The organism is Enterococcus italicus, assembly GCF_023743875.1.
In the GTDB taxonomy this organism is placed as follows: Bacteria; Bacillota; Bacilli; order Lactobacillales; family Enterococcaceae; genus Enterococcus_G; species Enterococcus_G italicus.
Genome location: NZ_JAMRVB010000001.1, coordinates 1,772,616 through 1,790,623 on the forward strand (window position 1 = coordinate 1,772,616; position 18,008 = coordinate 1,790,623).

Annotated in this window: 14 protein-coding genes, 1 pseudogene and 1 other annotated feature; of the genes and pseudogenes, 11 read left to right on the forward strand and 4 right to left on the reverse strand. The window is 39.5% G+C overall.

Annotated features, from left to right (window positions below):
* Positions 1–16: 16 nt before the first annotated feature.
* Entirely contained in the window at positions 17–898 is an 882-nt protein-coding gene (locus NE257_RS08740; protein ID WP_251886232.1) for a helix-turn-helix domain-containing protein, read from the reverse strand.
* Between the two features lie 139 nt (positions 899–1,037).
* Positions 1,038–1,270: a binding site (T-box leader), on the forward strand.
* A 195-nt stretch (positions 1,271–1,465) separates the two neighbouring features.
* Here NE257_RS08740 and NE257_RS08745 point away from each other — a divergent pair.
* From NE257_RS08745 to NE257_RS08755, 3 genes are read left to right on the forward strand one after another with little or no spacing between them, the layout of a single operon-like run.
* Positions 1,466–2,107, forward strand: a complete 642-nt coding sequence (locus NE257_RS08745) for an amino acid ABC transporter permease (protein WP_007207494.1) — start codon at positions 1,466–1,468, stop codon at positions 2,105–2,107.
* 12 nt (positions 2,108–2,119) lie between these two features.
* On the forward strand, positions 2,120–2,752 hold the full coding sequence (locus tag NE257_RS08750; protein WP_251869296.1) for an amino acid ABC transporter ATP-binding protein: 633 nt from the start codon (positions 2,120–2,122) through the stop codon (positions 2,750–2,752).
* A 15-nt stretch (positions 2,753–2,767) separates the two neighbouring features.
* Positions 2,768–3,571 carry an amino acid ABC transporter substrate-binding protein gene (locus NE257_RS08755; RefSeq protein WP_251886233.1) on the forward strand — a complete coding sequence of 268 codons (804 nt, stop codon included), beginning with the start codon at positions 2,768–2,770 and terminating at the stop codon, positions 3,569–3,571.
* Positions 3,572–3,833: 262 nt separating this feature from the next.
* Here the strand turns inward: NE257_RS08755 and NE257_RS08760 are convergent, their stop codons facing one another.
* Together NE257_RS08760 and NE257_RS08765 are read right to left on the reverse strand one after the other, a co-directional pair.
* Entirely contained in the window at positions 3,834–4,310 is a 477-nt protein-coding gene (locus NE257_RS08760; protein WP_251886234.1) for an NUDIX hydrolase, read from the reverse strand.
* 23 nt (positions 4,311–4,333) lie between these two features.
* Positions 4,334–5,278, reverse strand: a complete 945-nt coding sequence (locus NE257_RS08765) for an L-lactate dehydrogenase (protein WP_251869298.1) — start codon at positions 5,276–5,278, stop codon at positions 4,334–4,336.
* Positions 5,279–5,436: 158 nt separating this feature from the next.
* On the opposite strand from NE257_RS08765, the gene NE257_RS08770 reads away from it, so the two are divergent.
* The 6 genes and pseudogenes from NE257_RS08770 to NE257_RS08795 all read left to right on the forward strand — a co-directional run bounded on the left by NE257_RS08770 (position 5,437) and on the right by NE257_RS08795 (position 15,532).
* Positions 5,437–7,872, forward strand: a complete 2,436-nt coding sequence (locus NE257_RS08770) for a DNA translocase FtsK (protein ID WP_251869299.1) — start codon at positions 5,437–5,439, stop codon at positions 7,870–7,872.
* Positions 7,873–7,978: 106 nt separating this feature from the next.
* Entirely contained in the window at positions 7,979–8,728 is a 750-nt protein-coding gene (locus NE257_RS08775; RefSeq protein WP_251886235.1) for an ABC transporter ATP-binding protein, read from the forward strand.
* Entirely contained in the window at positions 8,718–10,529 is a 1,812-nt protein-coding gene (locus tag NE257_RS08780; RefSeq protein WP_251886236.1) for an FtsX-like permease family protein, read from the forward strand. Before NE257_RS08775 ends, NE257_RS08780 begins: the two co-directional genes overlap by 11 nt.
* A gap of 65 nt (positions 10,530–10,594) precedes the next feature.
* Entirely contained in the window at positions 10,595–11,674 is a 1,080-nt protein-coding gene (gene rlmN / locus NE257_RS08785) for a dual-specificity RNA methyltransferase RlmN (protein WP_251869302.1), read from the forward strand.
* 451 nt (positions 11,675–12,125) lie between these two features.
* Positions 12,126–13,791: pseudogene (locus tag NE257_RS08790) on the forward strand (peptide ABC transporter substrate-binding protein).
* A 91-nt stretch (positions 13,792–13,882) separates the two neighbouring features.
* Positions 13,883–15,532, forward strand: a complete 1,650-nt coding sequence (locus tag NE257_RS08795; protein ID WP_251886237.1) for a peptide ABC transporter substrate-binding protein — start codon at positions 13,883–13,885, stop codon at positions 15,530–15,532.
* 64 nt (positions 15,533–15,596) lie between these two features.
* Here the strand turns inward: NE257_RS08795 and NE257_RS08800 are convergent, their stop codons facing one another.
* Positions 15,597–15,932, reverse strand: a complete 336-nt coding sequence (locus NE257_RS08800) for a DUF3899 domain-containing protein (RefSeq protein WP_251886238.1) — start codon at positions 15,930–15,932, stop codon at positions 15,597–15,599.
* An 86-nt stretch (positions 15,933–16,018) separates the two neighbouring features.
* Here NE257_RS08800 and opp3b point away from each other — a divergent pair, with 86 nt between their 5' ends.
* Together opp3b and opp3C are read left to right on the forward strand one after the other, a co-directional pair.
* A complete protein-coding gene (opp3b, locus tag NE257_RS08805; protein WP_007207482.1) occupies positions 16,019–16,960 on the forward strand; it encodes an oligopeptide ABC transporter permease in 942 nt (313 codons plus the stop codon).
* On the forward strand, positions 16,960–18,006 hold the full coding sequence (gene opp3C, locus NE257_RS08810) for an oligopeptide ABC transporter permease (protein ID WP_251869305.1): 1,047 nt from the start codon (positions 16,960–16,962) through the stop codon (positions 18,004–18,006). The genes opp3b and opp3C overlap by 1 nt, the downstream gene beginning before the upstream one ends.
* Positions 18,007–18,008: the final 2 nt, after the last annotated feature.

Consider the following 18,008-nt stretch of genomic DNA (forward strand, 5'->3'; position numbering starts at 1 on the left):
TTGCTTGTGCAACCTGTCAAGAAACAACCGAATCAATAAAATTTTCTACAAGGAGCTGACAAAGAAATAGTTGATTGGTTTCTTTTAAGTTCAGTAAGCTTGTTTGCTGGAATTTATCAAGCTTGTATTGCAAGGTATTGCGATGCATAAATAATTCTTTAGCCGTCGAGCTGATATTTCCTTGATTGTCCCACAACGTCGTTAAGATAAGAGGCAAGTCACTATCAGAAAACCAATGCGCCGCTAAAGCATGCAATAAGTAGCTTGAGGCGAGGGCTTGTTTGGTACAGTACGAAACAAGGAGCATCGCTAAATCACTGGCAGCTTCTTGTCTACGCGTAGATTGAAAGAACGAAAAGATTGCTTCTTCTTCGGCAAAAATTTTGTAGAAGGTAACGGTTGAAGGATGAAAATACCCGACATAGATGCGACTATAGCTATCAAAGTCTCCATCTAGAGCTAAAAACAGGCCAGCTAATTCATTCGTTGAAAAAGAATGAGCGTCTTGCTTTTCGATTAAGATAGCATATTGATCTGTTACAAAGAATGCGTCGACCAATTGAGGCATCATTATACGAATTTCTTCTAGCCAAGATGTGGAATCAAGTTGTTGCGTTTGATTCCAAGCAATTTGAATGATGCGATAGTTTCCTTCAGTTATGGCAATTGGTTTTTGTAACAATAACAGACGATACCAAGGATGCGTATCACCTTCATGGATCAGCGATCTTTCTTCTGCAAGGTGCTGTAGAAGATGCATTTCCGTTACTGAAAGTTGCGCTTTAGGAATCCATATATAGCCCGTCTTAGCAGGAAAAGAAAACAGCATTGGTTCACTTGCCGGTAGAGCATGCAAGGATGCGTTTGGGTAAATTGAAAGTAGTTCGTTAAAGTCCATCCAGATACCTCCTCATTCTATTACCATTGTAATTGAAATCAATCGAATGGCAAGCCTAAGTCGAACATTAAAAATGAGAAAATGATAAGAAAAAAAGGTTGACAATTTTATTGCTACCATGTAAAGTAAGGACAATAAAAGAAAGACAATGACAAGAACAAGTAAATTTGTTGCTACTTTAGAGAGTCTCTGGTTGGTGAGAAGAGATAGTGACACAAGTTGAAACACATCTTGGAGTTGATTCTCTGAATGAAGTAAGAGAATTCGGGAGGCCCGTTACAGCTGCAGTCATTTGAATGAATATGACTCATTGAGGTTTTTGTTGCAAGACAAAAACAAAAAAAGGTGGAACCGCGTAATTACGCCCTTTAGTCGTTTGACTAAGGGCTTTTTTTATTGCTACGGTTTTGTGTCATTCAGATGATTCATGAGGTTACTTTTGCAAAAAAGTAGCAAAACTGAGGTGGCACCACGTAGATACGTCCTCTGGCTTTTGGCCAGAGGTTTTTTTTATGAATCGATCAACTATCGATTGTCTTTAATGATATTTTTTTGGAGGAGAGAACAATGGCTTACTTTTTATCTTTGTTTCCACAACTAATGAGTGGAATTGGCGTCACATTGAAATTATTTCTACTAACAATTATCGGATCGGTCCCTTTAGGAATTATTTTTGCCTTTTTCTTATCAAGTAAATTTGCACCATTGCGATGGGTGATGCAAGTCTATATTTGGTTGATGCGCGGAACACCATTACTATTGCAATTAATTTTTGTCTTTTATGGCTTGCCATTAATCAATATTGTTTTCGAGCGATTTGATGCAGCGCTTTTTGCTTTTGTACTGAACTATGCAGCGTATTTTGCAGAAATTTTCCGTGGTGGGATTCAATCGATTCCTCAAGGGCAATACGAAGCAGCACAAGTGTTGCGTTTAAACCCCATTCAAACAATACGTAAAATCATTATTCCGCAAGTGACGAAAATTACCTTGCCTTCAGTCGGAAATGAAGTTATTAACTTAGTCAAAGATACGTCTTTGATTTATATTTTAGGATTATCAGATGTGATGCGTTTAGGGAAGATAGCGATGGAACGTGACACCACACTAGTACCGCTATTAGGCGTCGCGATTGTCTACTTAGCGATGACTGGGATTTGTACAGTGGTCTTACGTCAATTAGAAAATCGTCTGGATTATTATCGGTAGGAGGAATAGGGAATGTTAGAATTAAAAAATATCAACAAGGCATTTGGAGAAAAAAAAGTCATCCAAAATTTAGATTTAACCATCCCTGATGGTACCATCCTAGCAATCGTCGGTCCTTCTGGCGGAGGAAAGACGACGCTATTACGGACGTTAGCAGGATTAGAGACAGTCGATAGTGGCACGTTTTTACTGGATGGCAAAGCATTTGACCCGACCAATACAAAAGAGCAAGAACAAGTTGTCGGTGTCGTGTTCCAAGATTTTCAGCTTTTTCCTCATTTGAGTGTGCTGGAAAATATTACGTTAGCACCAAAAATGGTATTAAAAGAATCGGTCCAAGTCGCTGAAGAGAAAGCGAAAAGACTAGCCGGTCAGCTTGATATTGAGAGTTTACTGAATCAGTATCCTTATCAGCTATCTGGTGGGCAAAAACAACGACTAGCAATTGCACGAGCCATGGCTATGGATCCCAAAGTCTTAGCATATGATGAACCAACGAGTGCACTAGATCCAGCTTTACGCCAACAAGTAGAACAATTGATTTTAAATTTAAAAGCGCAGGGTGTAACACAAATCGTAGTCACCCATGATTTGACCTTCGCGGAAACAATTGCAGATCAACTATTAAAAGTAGAACCAAAATAAAAGGAGGATATTATAATGAAAAAATGGGCAAGTTTGGTTATGTTAGTTGCGAGCGTGGTTGGCTTAGCAGCATGTGGTAGTTCAGAGAAAACAACGGAGAGTGCAGCGGATAAAAAAACAGTCGTGGTCGGATTAGATGACACGTTTGTACCAATGGGCTTTAAAGATGATGATGGTACTATCGTCGGCTTTGATGTGGATTTAGCTAAGGCTGTCTTCGCACTAACAGATACTAAAGTGAAGTTTCAACCAATCGATTGGTCAATGAAAGAAACGGAGCTAGCCAATGGTACGATTGATATGATTTGGAACGGGTACACAATGAATGATGAACGAAAGAAAAAAGTGACCTTCTCTGACTCTTACATGAAAAATACCCAAGTACTAGTAACGAAAAAATCAAGTGGAATCACTACTGTTGACGGTATGAAAGGGAAAATTCTAGGGGCACAAGAAGGGTCTTCAGGCTACAATGTCTTTACAAAGCAAGCTGATGTCTTAAAAGATATTGTTCAAGATGAAGATGCAACACTATATGCTAGTTTTAATGAAGCGTTTATTGATTTAGAGCACGGACGGATTGATGGCTTGTTAGTGGATAATGTATATGCGGGCTATTACTTGAAGCAAGCAGGGACATTGTCTGATTACAATATTATTGAAACACCATACACACAAGAAAGCTTTGCAGTTGGTGTCCGAAAAGGGGACGACAAATTAGCTGAAAAAATTAACGAAGGTTTAAAAACATTAAAAGAAAATGGTAAGTATGATGAAATCGTCGAAAAATGGTTTGGCGATGAGGCTACCTCAAAATAAAGAGGCTGAGAAAAAAGCGAATAGATCCGAGCAATAATTCGGGAATTTAAAAAATGCTTTTAAATTTTTAGAAATTTACGAGTTATTGTCGAGAGATCTGCTTTTTGACCACCGTTTAAAGAGGCTGAGAAAAAAGCGAATAGATCCACAAAAGACCAGGAAATCCAGAAGTTGTTTCTCAAATGGATTTCTTGGTCTTTTTACGTGTAGGTACTTTTGTCTCGTCATTTGGAAAATGGCAGCCCATAATCTTATAGTTCAGCTAATGAATGACGTGCCAGTTCGGATACGTTGTTTTATCCATCGTCGCCTGGCCTAGAAACTCTTCTTTGACTTTCAAAACAAGAGGCGATGCGTTTTTTAAAGTGAGTCGTGAAAAATCGACCCAGACGGCTGCATCAGAGTCATTGAGGCCATCACTTACGACAGTTGGTAGCTGTTTTTGGTTACTATCAAGTTCAATCGTATAGAGGGCCATGAGGTGATGAACGGTAAATAACTCCGTCTCTTCTTTTACAAAGACATCATACACACGTGGATTAGCATAAGATATGACACGGTAGCCAGTTTCCTCAAGTACTTCCCGTACGAGCGTTTCAGTCAAGCCTTCACCAATTTCTTGGCTACCTCCCGGAAGATTGTATCGTCCGCGATAAGGACCGGCATTTTTTTGAATACATAATAACTTACGATCTTTGATACAAGTACCATAGACACCAAAGTGCTTTTTGAATTTCACGTGCACCCTCTTTTCACAATAGATTAGTTTGCAGAATGAGCATCCAATGCTTCTTGGTATTTCTCTTTAATATAAGTTGCAGAAGTTTGAAGTTTAGTTAATTCTTCTTCTGTTAAATCCAATTGGACTTGTTGGATAATGCCTTGACGTCCGACCACTGCAGGATAAGAGAGATAGGTTCCATACTCTTTTCTGTAATTAGAGACAGGCAGCTCGGCATGAGAGTCACTCAAGATAGCGACAGCTAATGACACGCCGGCAGTCGCTACACCATAGTTCGTGTATTTTTTGCCTGCAAAAACGGTATGGCCGCCCACCTTGGCCTCGTGGTCCAATTCCTCTAAGTCTAAGGTCAATTGATTTTCTTTTAAGTAGTTTGTTAATGAAGTACCTAGCACGCGTACAGTAGACCAAGCCGTGAATTGAGAGTTGCCGTGTTCACCTAAGTTGTACCCTTGGACTGAGCGTGGATCTAATGCTAGTTGTCTGCCGACTGCACGCTTCATGCGAGCGGAATCCAACAACGTACCCGTGCCGATGACGCGTTCTTTTGGTAAGCCGGTCACGGACTGATAGATGGATGTAATAACGTCTACTGGATTGGTAATGACAACCAAGACGCCATCAAAGCCGACTTCTTTTAATTTTTGCGCTACTTTGGTCGCTTCGACACTCGTAAATGGCAATTCAGCAAAGCGATCGTTGTTTGGATTATCTTGTAATTTGATGTTGCCAATTGCAGAGATGATGACATCGGCATCTGCTAATGCGTCATAATCATTGAAGACGATAGTTGTATGGACCGGTAAATTCGCCATCGCATCTTGAAAGTCTAATGCATCTGCAGCAACTTTCTTTTCATTTGAATCAATTAATACCAAATCATCTGTCAATCCAGCGGCAACAATGTAATGTGCAGCAGCTGCGCCCACGTTGCCCATACCGATAATCCCAATTTTTCTCGTCATAACCTAAAGCACTCCTTTTTATTGGTTTGTTTCATTTATTCTAGACCTCTCCTCTTCATTTTTCAATCATGGATGGAAAAATGTTGTCGGGGGCTGAACTTTTTTTGCAGCTATTTTTTATGTATAATAGAAAGGAATGAAATGAGGGAGAATGAAGCATGGCAGCAAACAAGAGGGCAACAAAAAAACGTAAGACAAAAAAGCAACAGCAACAACAAGAAAAAATGATTTGGATTGGAATAGGCGCCTTTTTGAGCTTATTTGGTCTATTTGGCATTCTTAAATTAGGATTTTTAGGAACACTGGTCGCAAATATCTTTCGCCTAGTCGGGGGAAATACCTATTTATTTCTTTGTGTGGGGATGATTGGTGTCGGTTTGTGGTTGATGATTAAAAATCAAGCAGCGAAGTGGCGCCCAAATCATTTCTTTTATGGGGGCTTATTGCTTTATTTAGGAGTATTGATTTTCCTTCATGCGCTATTGTTTGGTCGCCTTGAGTCAAATGATCCAGCGATTATCGCGAATACTTGGAGTAGTTTGTTGATCGATCTAAAGGCGGGGCGGGTCGCACAAAATGTCGGTGGTGGAATGATTGGTGCCGTTTTGTATGCTGGAACGTATTTTTTACTAGCACAGGCGGGCAGTTACTTTGTTAGTGTATTGCTAATGATTGGCGGCGCATTAATCATTAGTCCGTATACGTTGCAAGATCTTCTGGACCGTTTTGGCCGTATCAAAGAGTTGGCGCAACAACGCTATGATGCGAATGCAGATAAACGCACGGCAAGGGAAGAGCAACGTCAAGCAAAAAAACGCCAAAAAGAAGAAAACCAAGCAATGAAGAAAGCGGCGATTTTAGCTGAAATTCAGGCAGAGGAAAGCCAAAAGAATGCCGTACGTCCAAAAACGCCAGGCGAAAAATTAGCAGAACAAACCAAAGTCGAAGTACCTATGGAGACTGAACAACTCAGCTTTGTACCGATAAATAGTTTTCAAGAGAGCAAAGATCGCGATTTTGAGCAGCCAAGGGTCGCAGATGCACAGCCTCCGAAGAAAAAAACAATTGAAACAGACGAAAATGAAGGAGAACTACTGGAATTTGATATCCCGCAAGATCTGGAAGACGAAGCTTATGAGTTGCCACCATCCACATTGTTAGATCCAGGTAAGCCGACTGATCAAAGTGGCGAGTACAAAAAAATCGAAAAAAATATTGCTGTGCTAGAGAAAACATTTGAAAGCTTTGGTGTCGATGCCAAAGTGGTCAAAGCCAGCTTAGGTCCCTCTGTCACTAAATTTGAAATTCAGCCAGCCATTGGGGTGAAAGTGAGCAAAATTGTCGGCTTAACCGATGATATTGCACTTGCACTAGCAGCCAAAGACGTACGGATGGAAGCCCCTATCCCAGGTAAGTCGTTAATTGGGATTGAAGTACCAAACGATGCAATTAGCACTGTGTCATTTAGAGAAGTCGTCGAGGCTCAGACGCCACATCCGGATCATCTATTAGAAGTTCCTTTAGGACGCGATATTTCAGGTAGAGTCCAAACGGCCGACTTGAGTAAGATGCCTCATTTATTGGTCGCGGGTTCGACAGGGAGTGGGAAATCAGTCGCAATTAACGGCATGATTACCAGTATTTTGATGCAAGCCAAGCCCCATCAAGTAAAATTAATGATGGTCGATCCTAAGATGGTAGAATTAAATGTCTATAATGGCATTCCCCATCTGTTAACGCCAGTTGTGACCAATCCACGAAAAGCAGCTCAAGCATTACAAAAAGTGGTCAAAGAGATGGAAGAGCGGTATGAGAAGTTTGCAGCGACAGGTGTCCGAAATATTACTGGCTACAATGAAATGATTGAAGAACGCAATCAACAAACTGGTGAGAAGCATCCAATTTTGCCATTTATTGTTGTCATTGTCGATGAGTTAGCTGACTTGATGATGGTGGCCAGTAATGAAGTAGAAGATGCCATCATTCGTTTAGCGCAAATGGCTCGTGCGGCGGGAATTCACATGATTTTAGCGACACAACGACCAAGTGTGGATGTTATCACAGGGATTATCAAAGCAAACGTACCTTCACGGATGGCCTTTGCCGTCTCTAGTGGGACCGACTCACGGACAATTATTGATACGAACGGAGCGGAAAAATTATTGGGTCGAGGAGACATGCTCTTTTTACCAATGGGAGAGAATAAGCCAATTCGTGTGCAAGGGGCATTTATTTCAGACCATGATGTAGAGGCAGTCGTCACCTTTGTCACAAATCAGCAAGGCGCGAACTACGAAGAGAAAATGATGGTTTCTGATGAGGAAGCCACCACGACTCAAGCAGAAGAGTCCCAAGATGAGCTGTATGATCAGGCCAAGGAATTGGTTGTTGAGATGCAGACAGCCAGTGTCTCACTGTTGCAAAGAAGATTTCGCATAGGATATAACCGGGCTGCGCGCTTAATTGATGAATTAGAAGCCAATGGTATCATTGGCCCATCAGAGGGAAGCAAACCGCGTAAAGTCTATCTAGAATCACTAGAGCAGACGGAACAAGACGGCGATTGCTACTCACCTCAAGAGAACGATGAATAACTTTACTAAGAAATGACAAATTTGTTCGTTGGCTTTCACCTTATTCAATGGGGTGTAAGCCAACTTTTTTATATACTGAGGACAAGAAAAAACAAAGGAGTCTATTATGTTAACAGTCAAAAATATCAGTAAAACGTATGGCGAAGCAATGAAATATGAAGCATTAAAAGAGATTAATTTTACGATTGAAGACGGTGAATTCGTAGGTATCATGGGCCCTTCTGGTAGCGGAAAATCTACGTTATTAAATATTTTGGCAACAATCGACAATCCAACGACCGGAAAGGTATTGTTGAATGATGAAGACCCCCATGCTCTAAATTCAGAACAAGTGGCTCAGTTCCGAAGGGAAAAACTAGGCTTTGTGTTTCAAGCATTTAATCTGTTACCGACTTTGACCGTTGAAGAAAATATGGTCCTACCGTTGACATTGTCGGGCGAATCCGTCCGTGTCATGAAACAAAAAGTCCGTGAAATCGCACCGAAGTTAGGCATAGAACAACTCTTAAAAAAACGGACATCTGAAATTTCAGGTGGGCAAGCACAGCGGGTAGCGGTAGCACGTGCGATGATTCATCATCCACAATTGATTTTGGCAGACGAGCCGACAGGGAATCTGGATACCAAAGCATCAAAAGATGTGATGCGTCTGTTTCATCAATTAAACCAAGAAGAAAAAGCGACGTTACTAATGGTAACCCATGATCCGCTTTCGGCTAGCTATTGTCGCCGTATTCTTTTCATCAAAGATGGCAAGTTAATTAATGATATTCATCAAACTTCGACACAAGAAGCATTTTATCAAGAAATCATGCAGCAACTTGCCAAATTGGAGGGCGTAAACAATGAATTTTAGACAATTTGTTTATCGCAATACGATGCGTAATAAGCCGCTATACTTGGCTTATTTTCTAAGTACATTGGTCAGTGTGATGGTCTTCTTTACATTCAGTACGATGGCCTTCCATCCAATTTTGCAATCGGGTGTGAGCCAAAATCTGAAAGTAGGCATGCTCGGTTCAGCTGTTTTAATCTTTGGTTTTTCATTTTTCTTTGTCATTTATTCGCTAAGTATCTTTTTACAATCTCGTAAAAAAGAATTTGGACTGTTGTTGATTCAAGGAATGAGTATGAAGCAGTTGCGCCGGATGATTAGTCTAGAGACATTGGTCATTGGCTTTTGGTCAATTATTTTTGGTAGTTTATTAGGTGTGGGCTTTTCGCAGCTAATATTGTTCGCAGCCAAACAACTAATTGGTGTGAATTTTGCCGCGTATTTTCCTGTAGAAGCGATTGTTCTTACAATTGTTTCGTTTAGCCTACTGTTTTTAGTAAGTTCAGGTGTGGCTCAATTTCAATTACCAAAACAAACGATTCAACAATTATTAAAGGCCGATGAACAAGGCAAAGGAACCATTACTTTTTCTAAAGTCAAAAGTGTCATCGCCTTTCTCTTACTTGCAATCGGCTATACGATTGCGTTACTGTCTCAAGGAATGACCGTCATTATGGCCTTTCTACCAGTCTTAGTTGTGGTAGTTATTGGCACGTTTATGCTATTTTCACAATTAAGTGTCCAAATTATCGAAGGATTGAAAAAACATTTATCGTTCTTTTGGAAAAAACGCAATTTGGTTGTTTTCTCTGACTTAGCTTTTCGCATGAAGGACAATGCACGTTCGTTTTTCTTAATCACGATTGTATCGACTGTAGCATTTGTCGCAGTAGGGACATTGTATGGCGTGCAAGCGATATTCTTGGGGGTCATGAATTATATTCCATATGACTTTCAAGCGCCTACTGAGCAGCCCTATATTCAAAAGGTCGATCAAACATTGTCTAGCCTACACATCACGGCTGAGAAGATTTCCTATACGGATTATGCTGATGAACAACAAACGACCATCCACGCTTCTGATTACAACAAAGTGGCGAAATTATTAGGGAAAGAGACCCTTTCACCTAAAACCAATGAGGCAATTCAATTACAAGCAGCTGGCTCAAAATCGACTGTGGCTTCTGTGAAACAAGTGACTATAGGACAGCAAACGCTGAGCGTCACATCGGAAAAAAGTACTGCGATTGTTCCTGTATATCAAGGGACGTTTGTCGTAAGCGATGAGGTTCAGTTGACTGGTACGGCAAATAGCTCGACAATTTGGCTGACCAAAGATGCCACGGAAAGTCAAAAAATAGCTGCCGGAAAACAGCTAGCGGACACACCGATTATTTCTGCTATTGCATACAATAAAGATGCAACTCTCAAAGGCTATGCCCCTACTTTGTTCGTAGGAATTTTTGTTAGTCTAGTATTCATTGTTTCAACGGGAAGCTTTTTATATTTCCGCCTGTATAGTGATCTAGCCAATGATACACAAAAATACCGCATGATCTATCGCTTAGGTCTTTCACGCAAAGAATTAAAGAAAATGGTGTATCGACAAGTAGGAATTTTGTTCTTTATTCCATTAGTCGTGGCACTTGCACATAGTATTGTGGCCTTACTTGCAATGTATCATTTGTTCTCATTGACGATGCAAGCAGCGGCCATTGAGGTTCTAGCTGTTTTTGTCTGCGTACATGTCTTTTACTATATACTCGCTAGTCGATTGTATTTCCGTTCGATTGCAAACGCGATTGGCATGGCGGATAAATAAGAGAAAAAATTCTCGTGAAAACTTGCACTTAAAAAACTTTTCACGTATAGTAAGCAACGACAAAAGTGAAAAGAGGAAAAAAAGTGAAAGCTTCTATTTATGAATTACCATTGAATGAATTGACTGACTGGGTCTTAGAACAAGGAGAAAAAAAGTTTCGGGCGACGCAACTATGGGAATGGCTCTATCAAAAACGTGTGCAGTCCTTTACACAGATGACCAACTTGTCAAAAGGGTTTATTGAAAAGCTAGACGAAACTTTTATTATTAATCCTTTGCATCAAGTCGTTGTACAAGAAGCACAAGATGGGACTGTGAAGTATTTATTTCAGTTGCCAGATAATCATATGATTGAAACGGTGATGATGACCCAAGAATATGGTCTATCCGTCTGCGTGACAACTCAAGTAGGCTGTAACATTGGCTGCACATTTTGTGCCAGTGGTATTTTGAAAAAGCAACGTGATTTAACAGCAGGAGAAATCGTGGCGCAAATAATGTTAGTCCAACATTATTTAGATGATAAGAATGAAGGAAATCGGGTGTCCCACATTGTCGTGATGGGCATTGGTGAACCATTTGACAATTATCAAAATGTCATGAACTTTTTAACAATCGTGAATGATGCGAAAGGTCTTGCGATTGGTGCACGCCATATCACGGTATCGACCAGTGGCCTCGTTCCTAAAATCAGAGAGTTCGCTGAAAATGGCTTACAGGTCAATCTAGCTATTTCGTTGCACGCACCAAATAATGATGTACGTACGTCCATTATGCGGATCAATCGGACATTCCCAATCGAAAAGCTGATGGATGCGGTCGATTATTACTTAGAGAAGACCAATCGACGAATTACTTTCGAGTACATTATGTTAAGTCATGTAAATGACCGAGTGGAGCACGCTCAGCAACTGGCTGACTTGTTAAAAGATAAGAAAAAGCTCACTTACGTTAATCTAATTCCTTATAACCCAGTAAGTGAACATGATCAATACGCACGTAGCTCAAGAAATGATGTCATGAAATTTTATGATGTCTTAAAGAAAAATGGTATCAATTGTGTCATTCGGAAAGAGTATGGAACCGATATCGATGCAGCATGTGGTCAATTACGAAGCAAGCAAATGAAACAAGTAGCAAAATAAGAGGTTAGAACAAAAGCGTTCAGACCCGAGCAATGAGATCTGAAATTCCAAAAATTGTACCACAAATTTTTGAGAATTTATGTTGCAATGCCGAGGATCTGCATTTGGTATACCGTTGATAGAGGTTAGAACAAAAGCGTTCAGATCCGAGCAAAAAGAGCAAAAAATCCAAGAGTTTGAGAAGCAACTTCTGGATTTTTGCTCTTTTTGTGTATCTATAGCATACATACAGATTGTTGAATAATATACAAAACAAATAATCAGAGTTTTTTAACCGTGAATACAAAAAAAATAAAAAAATTACGGCATTTTTGCACATTTTTTAAGTATATGAAGAAAAAATGAAGAAATTATTAAATTTTTCTTGCTTTTTTAATAATTACTAATTAAAATTTAATTTAATTCAGACAATACTCAATTTCTGAAAAATGAATAAGGGAGAGATTTGTGCATGAAAATGAAATGGGCATATGGTTTGGTAACAATCTTTTGGGCTTGCTCTAGCAGGTTGTTCTACAACAGGTGGTTCTTCATCAACAGCAACATCAAGTAGTTCAGGAGGAGAAGCAAAAGATCAGACATTTAAAGTCGTTGTGCAACAAGAAATGCCAAGTGCCGATTTATCTTTGGCGACAGATACGATTAGTTTTAGTGCCTTAAATAATGTGTATGAAGGACTCTATCGTTTAGATAAAGACAACAACCCTGAGCCAGCAGGAGCTGCTGAGAAGGCTACGGTTAGCGATGATGGCTTAACGTATACTATTAAATTAAGAGAAGACGCAAAATGGTCTAATGGAGATGCAGTAACGGCGGCTAATTATGTTTATGGTTGGCAACGTACAGTGGATCCTAAGACAGCTTCAGAGTATGCCTATCTATTTTCAACAGTGAAAAATGCAGATGACATTACAGCTGGAAAAACAGCAGTAGATCAATTAGGGATTAAAGCAGTTAGTGATTATGAATTAGAAATCACATTAACAAAAGCAACACCATATTTTGACTACTTATTAGCATTCCCTTCATTCTTCCCACAAAATCAAAAAGTGATAGAAGAAAATGGTTCAAATTATGCACAAACAAGTGACAATGCTGTCTACAATGGTCCATTTACATTGACTGATTTTGACGGACCAGGTACAGATACTGAATGGAGCTACACTAAGAACGATACGTATTGGGATAAAGACAATGTGAAATTGTCTAAAATCGATGTTAGTGTCGTGAAAGAATCTTCTACTTCATTGAATCTATTCCAAGATGGCGAAGCAGATGATGTCATTCTTTCAGGAGAATTAGCACAACAAATGGCTAATGACAAATCATTTGTGTCACAACCAGAAGCGACTACTTCTTACCTAGAAATGAACCAACGAGATGCGGACTCACCATTCAAGAATGAGAACTTAAGAAAAGCAATCTCTTATGCAATTGATCGTGACGCATTAGTAAATTCAATTCTAGGTGATGGTTCAATTGCTTCGACTGGTCTAGTACCTTCTAACTTGACATTTAGTCCTTCTGATAAGGAAGACTTTACAAAAGCAGCCGGAACAGAACTTTCATACAGTAAAAAACAAGCAAAAGAATATTGGGAAAAAGCGAAGAAAGAATTGGAAATTACTTCTTTAAGCTTTGACATATTGTCTTCAGATACTGATTCATCGAAAAAAATTACTGAGTACTTACAAAGTGCTATTCAAGAAGCCTTAGATGGCGTGACAGTAACATTGAGTCCCGTACCGTTTTCTGTCCGCTTGGATCGTTCAAACTCTGGTGACTTTGATGTTGTAATGGGTGGTTGGGGTGCCGACTATGCCGATGCAAGTAGCTTCTTAGATTTATTTGTGACAGGCAATTCTTATAACCGTGGGCAATGGAGCAACTCAGAGTATGATACAACAATCAAAGCAGCTAGTACAACCGATGTTAATGACCCAGAAAAACGTTGGGATGATTTGGTTAAAGCTGAAAAAGTTTTAATGGAGACACAAGGCATTGTTCCATTGTATCAAAAAGCCGAAGCACACTTACGTAATACGAAAGTGAAGGGCGTGGTTGCCCATGGTGCGGGTGCACAATACGACTATAAATGGACGTACATCGCTAAATAATTAAGGTAGTTTGACACCAATCTCATTCAGTTGGTTACTGAATGAGGTTGAATCTGATTATGATATTATGCCAAAAATAAGGAGGAACAGTATGAAAAAGAAACAGATTATTGGTTGGTTGGCTTTATGTGGAATTGTTTTAGCGGGTTGTACAACGGGAGGGTCTACCAAAGAAAGTGGATCTTCAAGTTCAACCACAAAACAAGAATTTAATGTTGTTGTGCAACAAGAAATGCCAACAGCAGATTTATCAGTGGCGACAGATACGATTAGTTTCAGTGCATTAAACAATGTGTACGAAGGCTTGTATCGTTTAGACAGTGAAAATAAACCGCAGGCAGCCGGTGCTGCAGAATTGGCTACTGTTAGTGACGATGGACTAACCTACACACTAAAACTAAGAGAAGACGCCAAATGGTCAAATGGCGATCCTGTAACGGCGGCAGATTATGTTTATGGTTGGCAACGCACAGTCAATCCAAAAACAGCTTCAGAATACGCTTATTTATATGAATCTGTTGAAAATGCAACGGAAATCACTAACGGAGAAAAACCAGTTGATCAATTGGGAATCAAAGCAAAAGGTGACTATGAGTTAGAAATTAAATTAACAAAACCAACACCGTATTTCCAATACCTATTGGCTTTCCCTTCATTCTTCCCACAAAATCAAAAAGAAGTGGAAAAAGAGGGCGATAATTATGCCAAGACAAGTGCGAATGCTATCTACAATGGGCCATTTACACTTGAAGGGTTTGATGGACCAGGTACGGATACTGAATGGAGTTATAAGAAAAACAAAGAATATTGGGATAAAAAGAATGTAAAACTGGAAACAATCAATGTCAGTGTTGTAAAGGAATCATCAACTTCTCTCAATCTATTCAAAGATGGTCAAGCGGATGATGTGATTCTTTCAGGTGAACTAGCACAACAAATGGCTAATGATAAGGCTTTTGTCTCACAAGAAGATGGTCGTACTTCTTATTTAGAATACAACCAACGAAAAGCAGATTCTCCATTTAGAAATACCAAATTACGTCAAGCTATTTCCTACTCAATTGACCGAGATGCACTAGTGAAAAATGTCTTAGGTGATGGTTCAATTGCTTCAACAGGTTTGATTCCAAAGAACTTGACATTTGGACCTGATGGCACTGAATTTACCAAAGCATCTGGAAAACAGGTAAGTTATGATGCTGACAAGGCGAAAAAACTTTGGGCAGAGGCTAAAAGTGAACTAGGAATCAGCTCATTGACATTTGATATCATCGCTTCAGATGATGATTCAACGAAAAAAGTAGTTGAGTACATTCAAAATGCCATTCAAGAAAACTTAGAGGGGACTAAGGTAACCGTGACGCCTGTACCATTCTCAGTTCGTCTAGATCGTTCAACATCAGGTGATTTTGAAGTTGTCATGGGTGGTTGGGGAGCTGACTATGCTGATGCAAGTAGTTTTACAGATCTCTTTGTCACTGGCAATTCTTACAACCGCGGACAATGGAGCAATGCCGAATATGATAAGGTAAATAAAGCGGCAGGAACAACCAATGTAGCAAATCCTGAAAAACGTTGGGCTGACTTACTTGATGCAGAAAAAATAATTATGGCGGATCAAGGTGTAACGCCGGTCTTCCAAAAAGCTGAAGCACATTTACGAGCAACCAAAGTAAAAGATGTTGTTGTACACAGTGCAGGAGCTCAATACGATTACAAATGGGCTTATATTGAAGAATAAGTAAAAAATGCGGACGTCCAATTGGCGTTTCGTGTCGCATGCCAATTGGGCGTACCGCAGTTTTTTATAAGTAAGACAATCCCAAAAAGATGAGGCTTAAGCAGAAAAGAATGAATGCCGGCTCTAGCCAAAAACGATAGCTTGTACGGCCAATATCTGATAGGATAGGATAATCTTCTTTTGTTTTACGAAAGGTCTTTTTCCATGAGTACTGAAAGAAATCAAATAATCCAGAAGAACAAACCCATAAAAAACAACCAATTACCAAAAAGAAGAGAGTAAAGAGAAATAGTATATCGGACACGCGAACCAAAGTTAACGTGGAAAAGAAAATAGACCACAAAAAACTAATTACCAAACTGCCAATACTAATGAAGAGTGTACTTTTACGAAGGTGCATACGGAACTCCTTTCAATCATACATAAATAATAAAATAACTTTACAAAATTATTGTTTATAAGTCAAAACACTTAGGAGGAAATTAAGTGAATAGTTTTGTTAAATATATCTTAAAAAGAATCTTTTTTATGCTGGTGACCTTGTGGATCATTGCGACCATTACTTTTTTCTTAATGAAATTATTACCAGGAACACCTTATACTAATGCTGAAAAATTAAGTGCAGAACAAATTGCTTTATTAAACAAACAAATGGGCTTAGATAAGCCGATGCTGGTGCAATATGGTTTGTATCTAAACAACTTGCTGCATTTTGATTTAGGTATTTCATTCCAGTTTAAAAATCAACCTGTAGCGAACTTACTTAGTGCTCGGATTGGACCATCCTTACAGTTAGGGATTCAAGCGATTATTGTCGGTACTTTAGGCGGAATTATTTTAGGTGCAATTTCAGCGATGAAGCAAAATACGTGGATTGATACCACTGCGACATTAGTAGCCATTCTTGGCCGCTCAATCCCGAACTTCGTCTTCGCCGTATTGCTTCAATATGTCTTTGCCATGAAGCTACACATTTTACCAATCGCTAAATGGGAAACATTCGCTTATACGATTTTACCTACAATTGCCCTAGCTATGTCGCCATTAGCTGATGCTGCCCGCTTTATTCGGACGGAAATGGTCGAAGTGCTGCATAGTGATTATGTAGAGCTTGCTCGTGCGAAGGGCTTAAGCCGATGGGGGATTGTCTTCCATCATGGTCTTCGCAATAGTCTTATTCCATTATTAACATTATTAGGACCTCTTGCTGTTGGTCTGATGACAGGTTCATTGGTTGTTGAAAATATTTTCGCTATTCCTGGGATTGGGGAACAATTTGTAAAATCAATTATGACCAATGACTACCCAACAATTATGGCAGTAACGATGTTGTATTCGGCTATGTTGGTTGTCGTTATTTTAATTGTCGATATTTTATATGGGATTGTCGATCCTAGAATTCGTGTATCAGAAGGGAGTCGTGGTTAATGACTAATTCAGCACAATCGAATGAAAAAGAAGTAGCAGCGATTCCAATCTCTTCTTTTGAACCATTAGAAAAAAGTACGACGGAAAAACGTGAAGAAATCGCTATGCCGTCATTGACGTTTATGCAGGATTCATGGCGACGTCTAAAGAAAAATAAAGCTGCTGTACTTTCGATTATATTGTTGGCAATTATTATTGCGATTTCAATCGTGACGATTTTTGTTTCGCCGCATAATCCGACTGCACAAAATGTGAAATACACCAACTTACCACCTAAAATTCCAGGGATCAATATTGCTGGCTTAAATGGTTACGCTGAAGTTGGTGGGAATTTAGTTGATAAGTATGCGCAAGCCAAAGTACCTGATGGAACATATTTCTTTTTAGGAACAGATAGTTTAGGCCGTGACTTATTAAGTCGTTTATTTATGGGTACGCGAGTATCATTATTAATTGCCTTTATAGCTGCATTATTAGATATTATTTTCGGGGTGACTTATGGCTTGATTTCAGGTCTTTTAGGTGGCCGTGTCGATAATATTATGCAACGTTTCTTAGAAATCATCTCTGGGATTCCCAATTTGGTCGTGATGATTTTGATGTTAGTGGTATTCGAACCAGGTATTCCGTCAATCGTGGCCGCTATGGCGATTACAAACTGGATACCAATGGCCAGAATTGTCAGGGCGCAGACGATGAAGCTCAAAGATCAAGAGTTTGTGTTGGCTGCGACAACATTAGGTGAAACGAGATCAAAAATTGCATTCAAGCACATTTTGCCAAATATTTCGAGTGTCATTATTATTCAAATGATGTTTAGTATTCCGTCTGCTATTTTCTTCGAAGCTTTCCTAAGTTTTATCGGGCTAGGTCTTCGTCCGCCAGTTGCTTCGTTAGGGACATTATTAAGTGATGGATACAAGACATTCCTATTTTTACCTTACCAACTATGGGTACCAGCAGTGACGCTATCAGTCATAATGATTGGATTTAACTTACTAGCAGATGGATTACGCGATGCGTTTGATCCGAAGATGAAAGAGTGATT

Bases quoted from the DNA above. Each gene is read 5' to 3' on its own strand.
- NE257_RS08765 (WP_251869298.1), bottom strand. From the start codon at position 5,278: ATGACGAGAAAAATTGGGATTATCGGTATGGGCAACGTGGGCGCAGCT.
- NE257_RS08750 (WP_251869296.1), top strand. From the start codon at position 2,120: ATGTTAGAATTAAAAAATATCAACAAGGCATTTGGAGAAAAAAAAGTC.
- NE257_RS08775 (WP_251886235.1), top strand. From the start codon at position 7,979: ATGTTAACAGTCAAAAATATCAGTAAAACGTATGGCGAAGCAATGAAA.
- NE257_RS08780 (WP_251886236.1), top strand. From the start codon at position 8,718: ATGAATTTTAGACAATTTGTTTATCGCAATACGATGCGTAATAAGCCG.
- NE257_RS08800 (WP_251886238.1), bottom strand. From the start codon at position 15,932: ATGCACCTTCGTAAAAGTACACTCTTCATTAGTATTGGCAGTTTGGTA.
- NE257_RS08795 (WP_251886237.1), top strand. From the start codon at position 13,883: ATGAAAAAGAAACAGATTATTGGTTGGTTGGCTTTATGTGGAATTGTT.
- NE257_RS08755 (WP_251886233.1), top strand. From the start codon at position 2,768: ATGAAAAAATGGGCAAGTTTGGTTATGTTAGTTGCGAGCGTGGTTGGC.
- NE257_RS08740 (WP_251886232.1), bottom strand. From the start codon at position 898: ATGGACTTTAACGAACTACTTTCAATTTACCCAAACGCATCCTTGCAT.
- NE257_RS08745 (WP_007207494.1), top strand. From the start codon at position 1,466: ATGGCTTACTTTTTATCTTTGTTTCCACAACTAATGAGTGGAATTGGC.
- opp3C (WP_251869305.1), top strand. From the start codon at position 16,960: ATGACTAATTCAGCACAATCGAATGAAAAAGAAGTAGCAGCGATTCCA.
- NE257_RS08770 (WP_251869299.1), top strand. From the start codon at position 5,437: ATGGCAGCAAACAAGAGGGCAACAAAAAAACGTAAGACAAAAAAGCAA.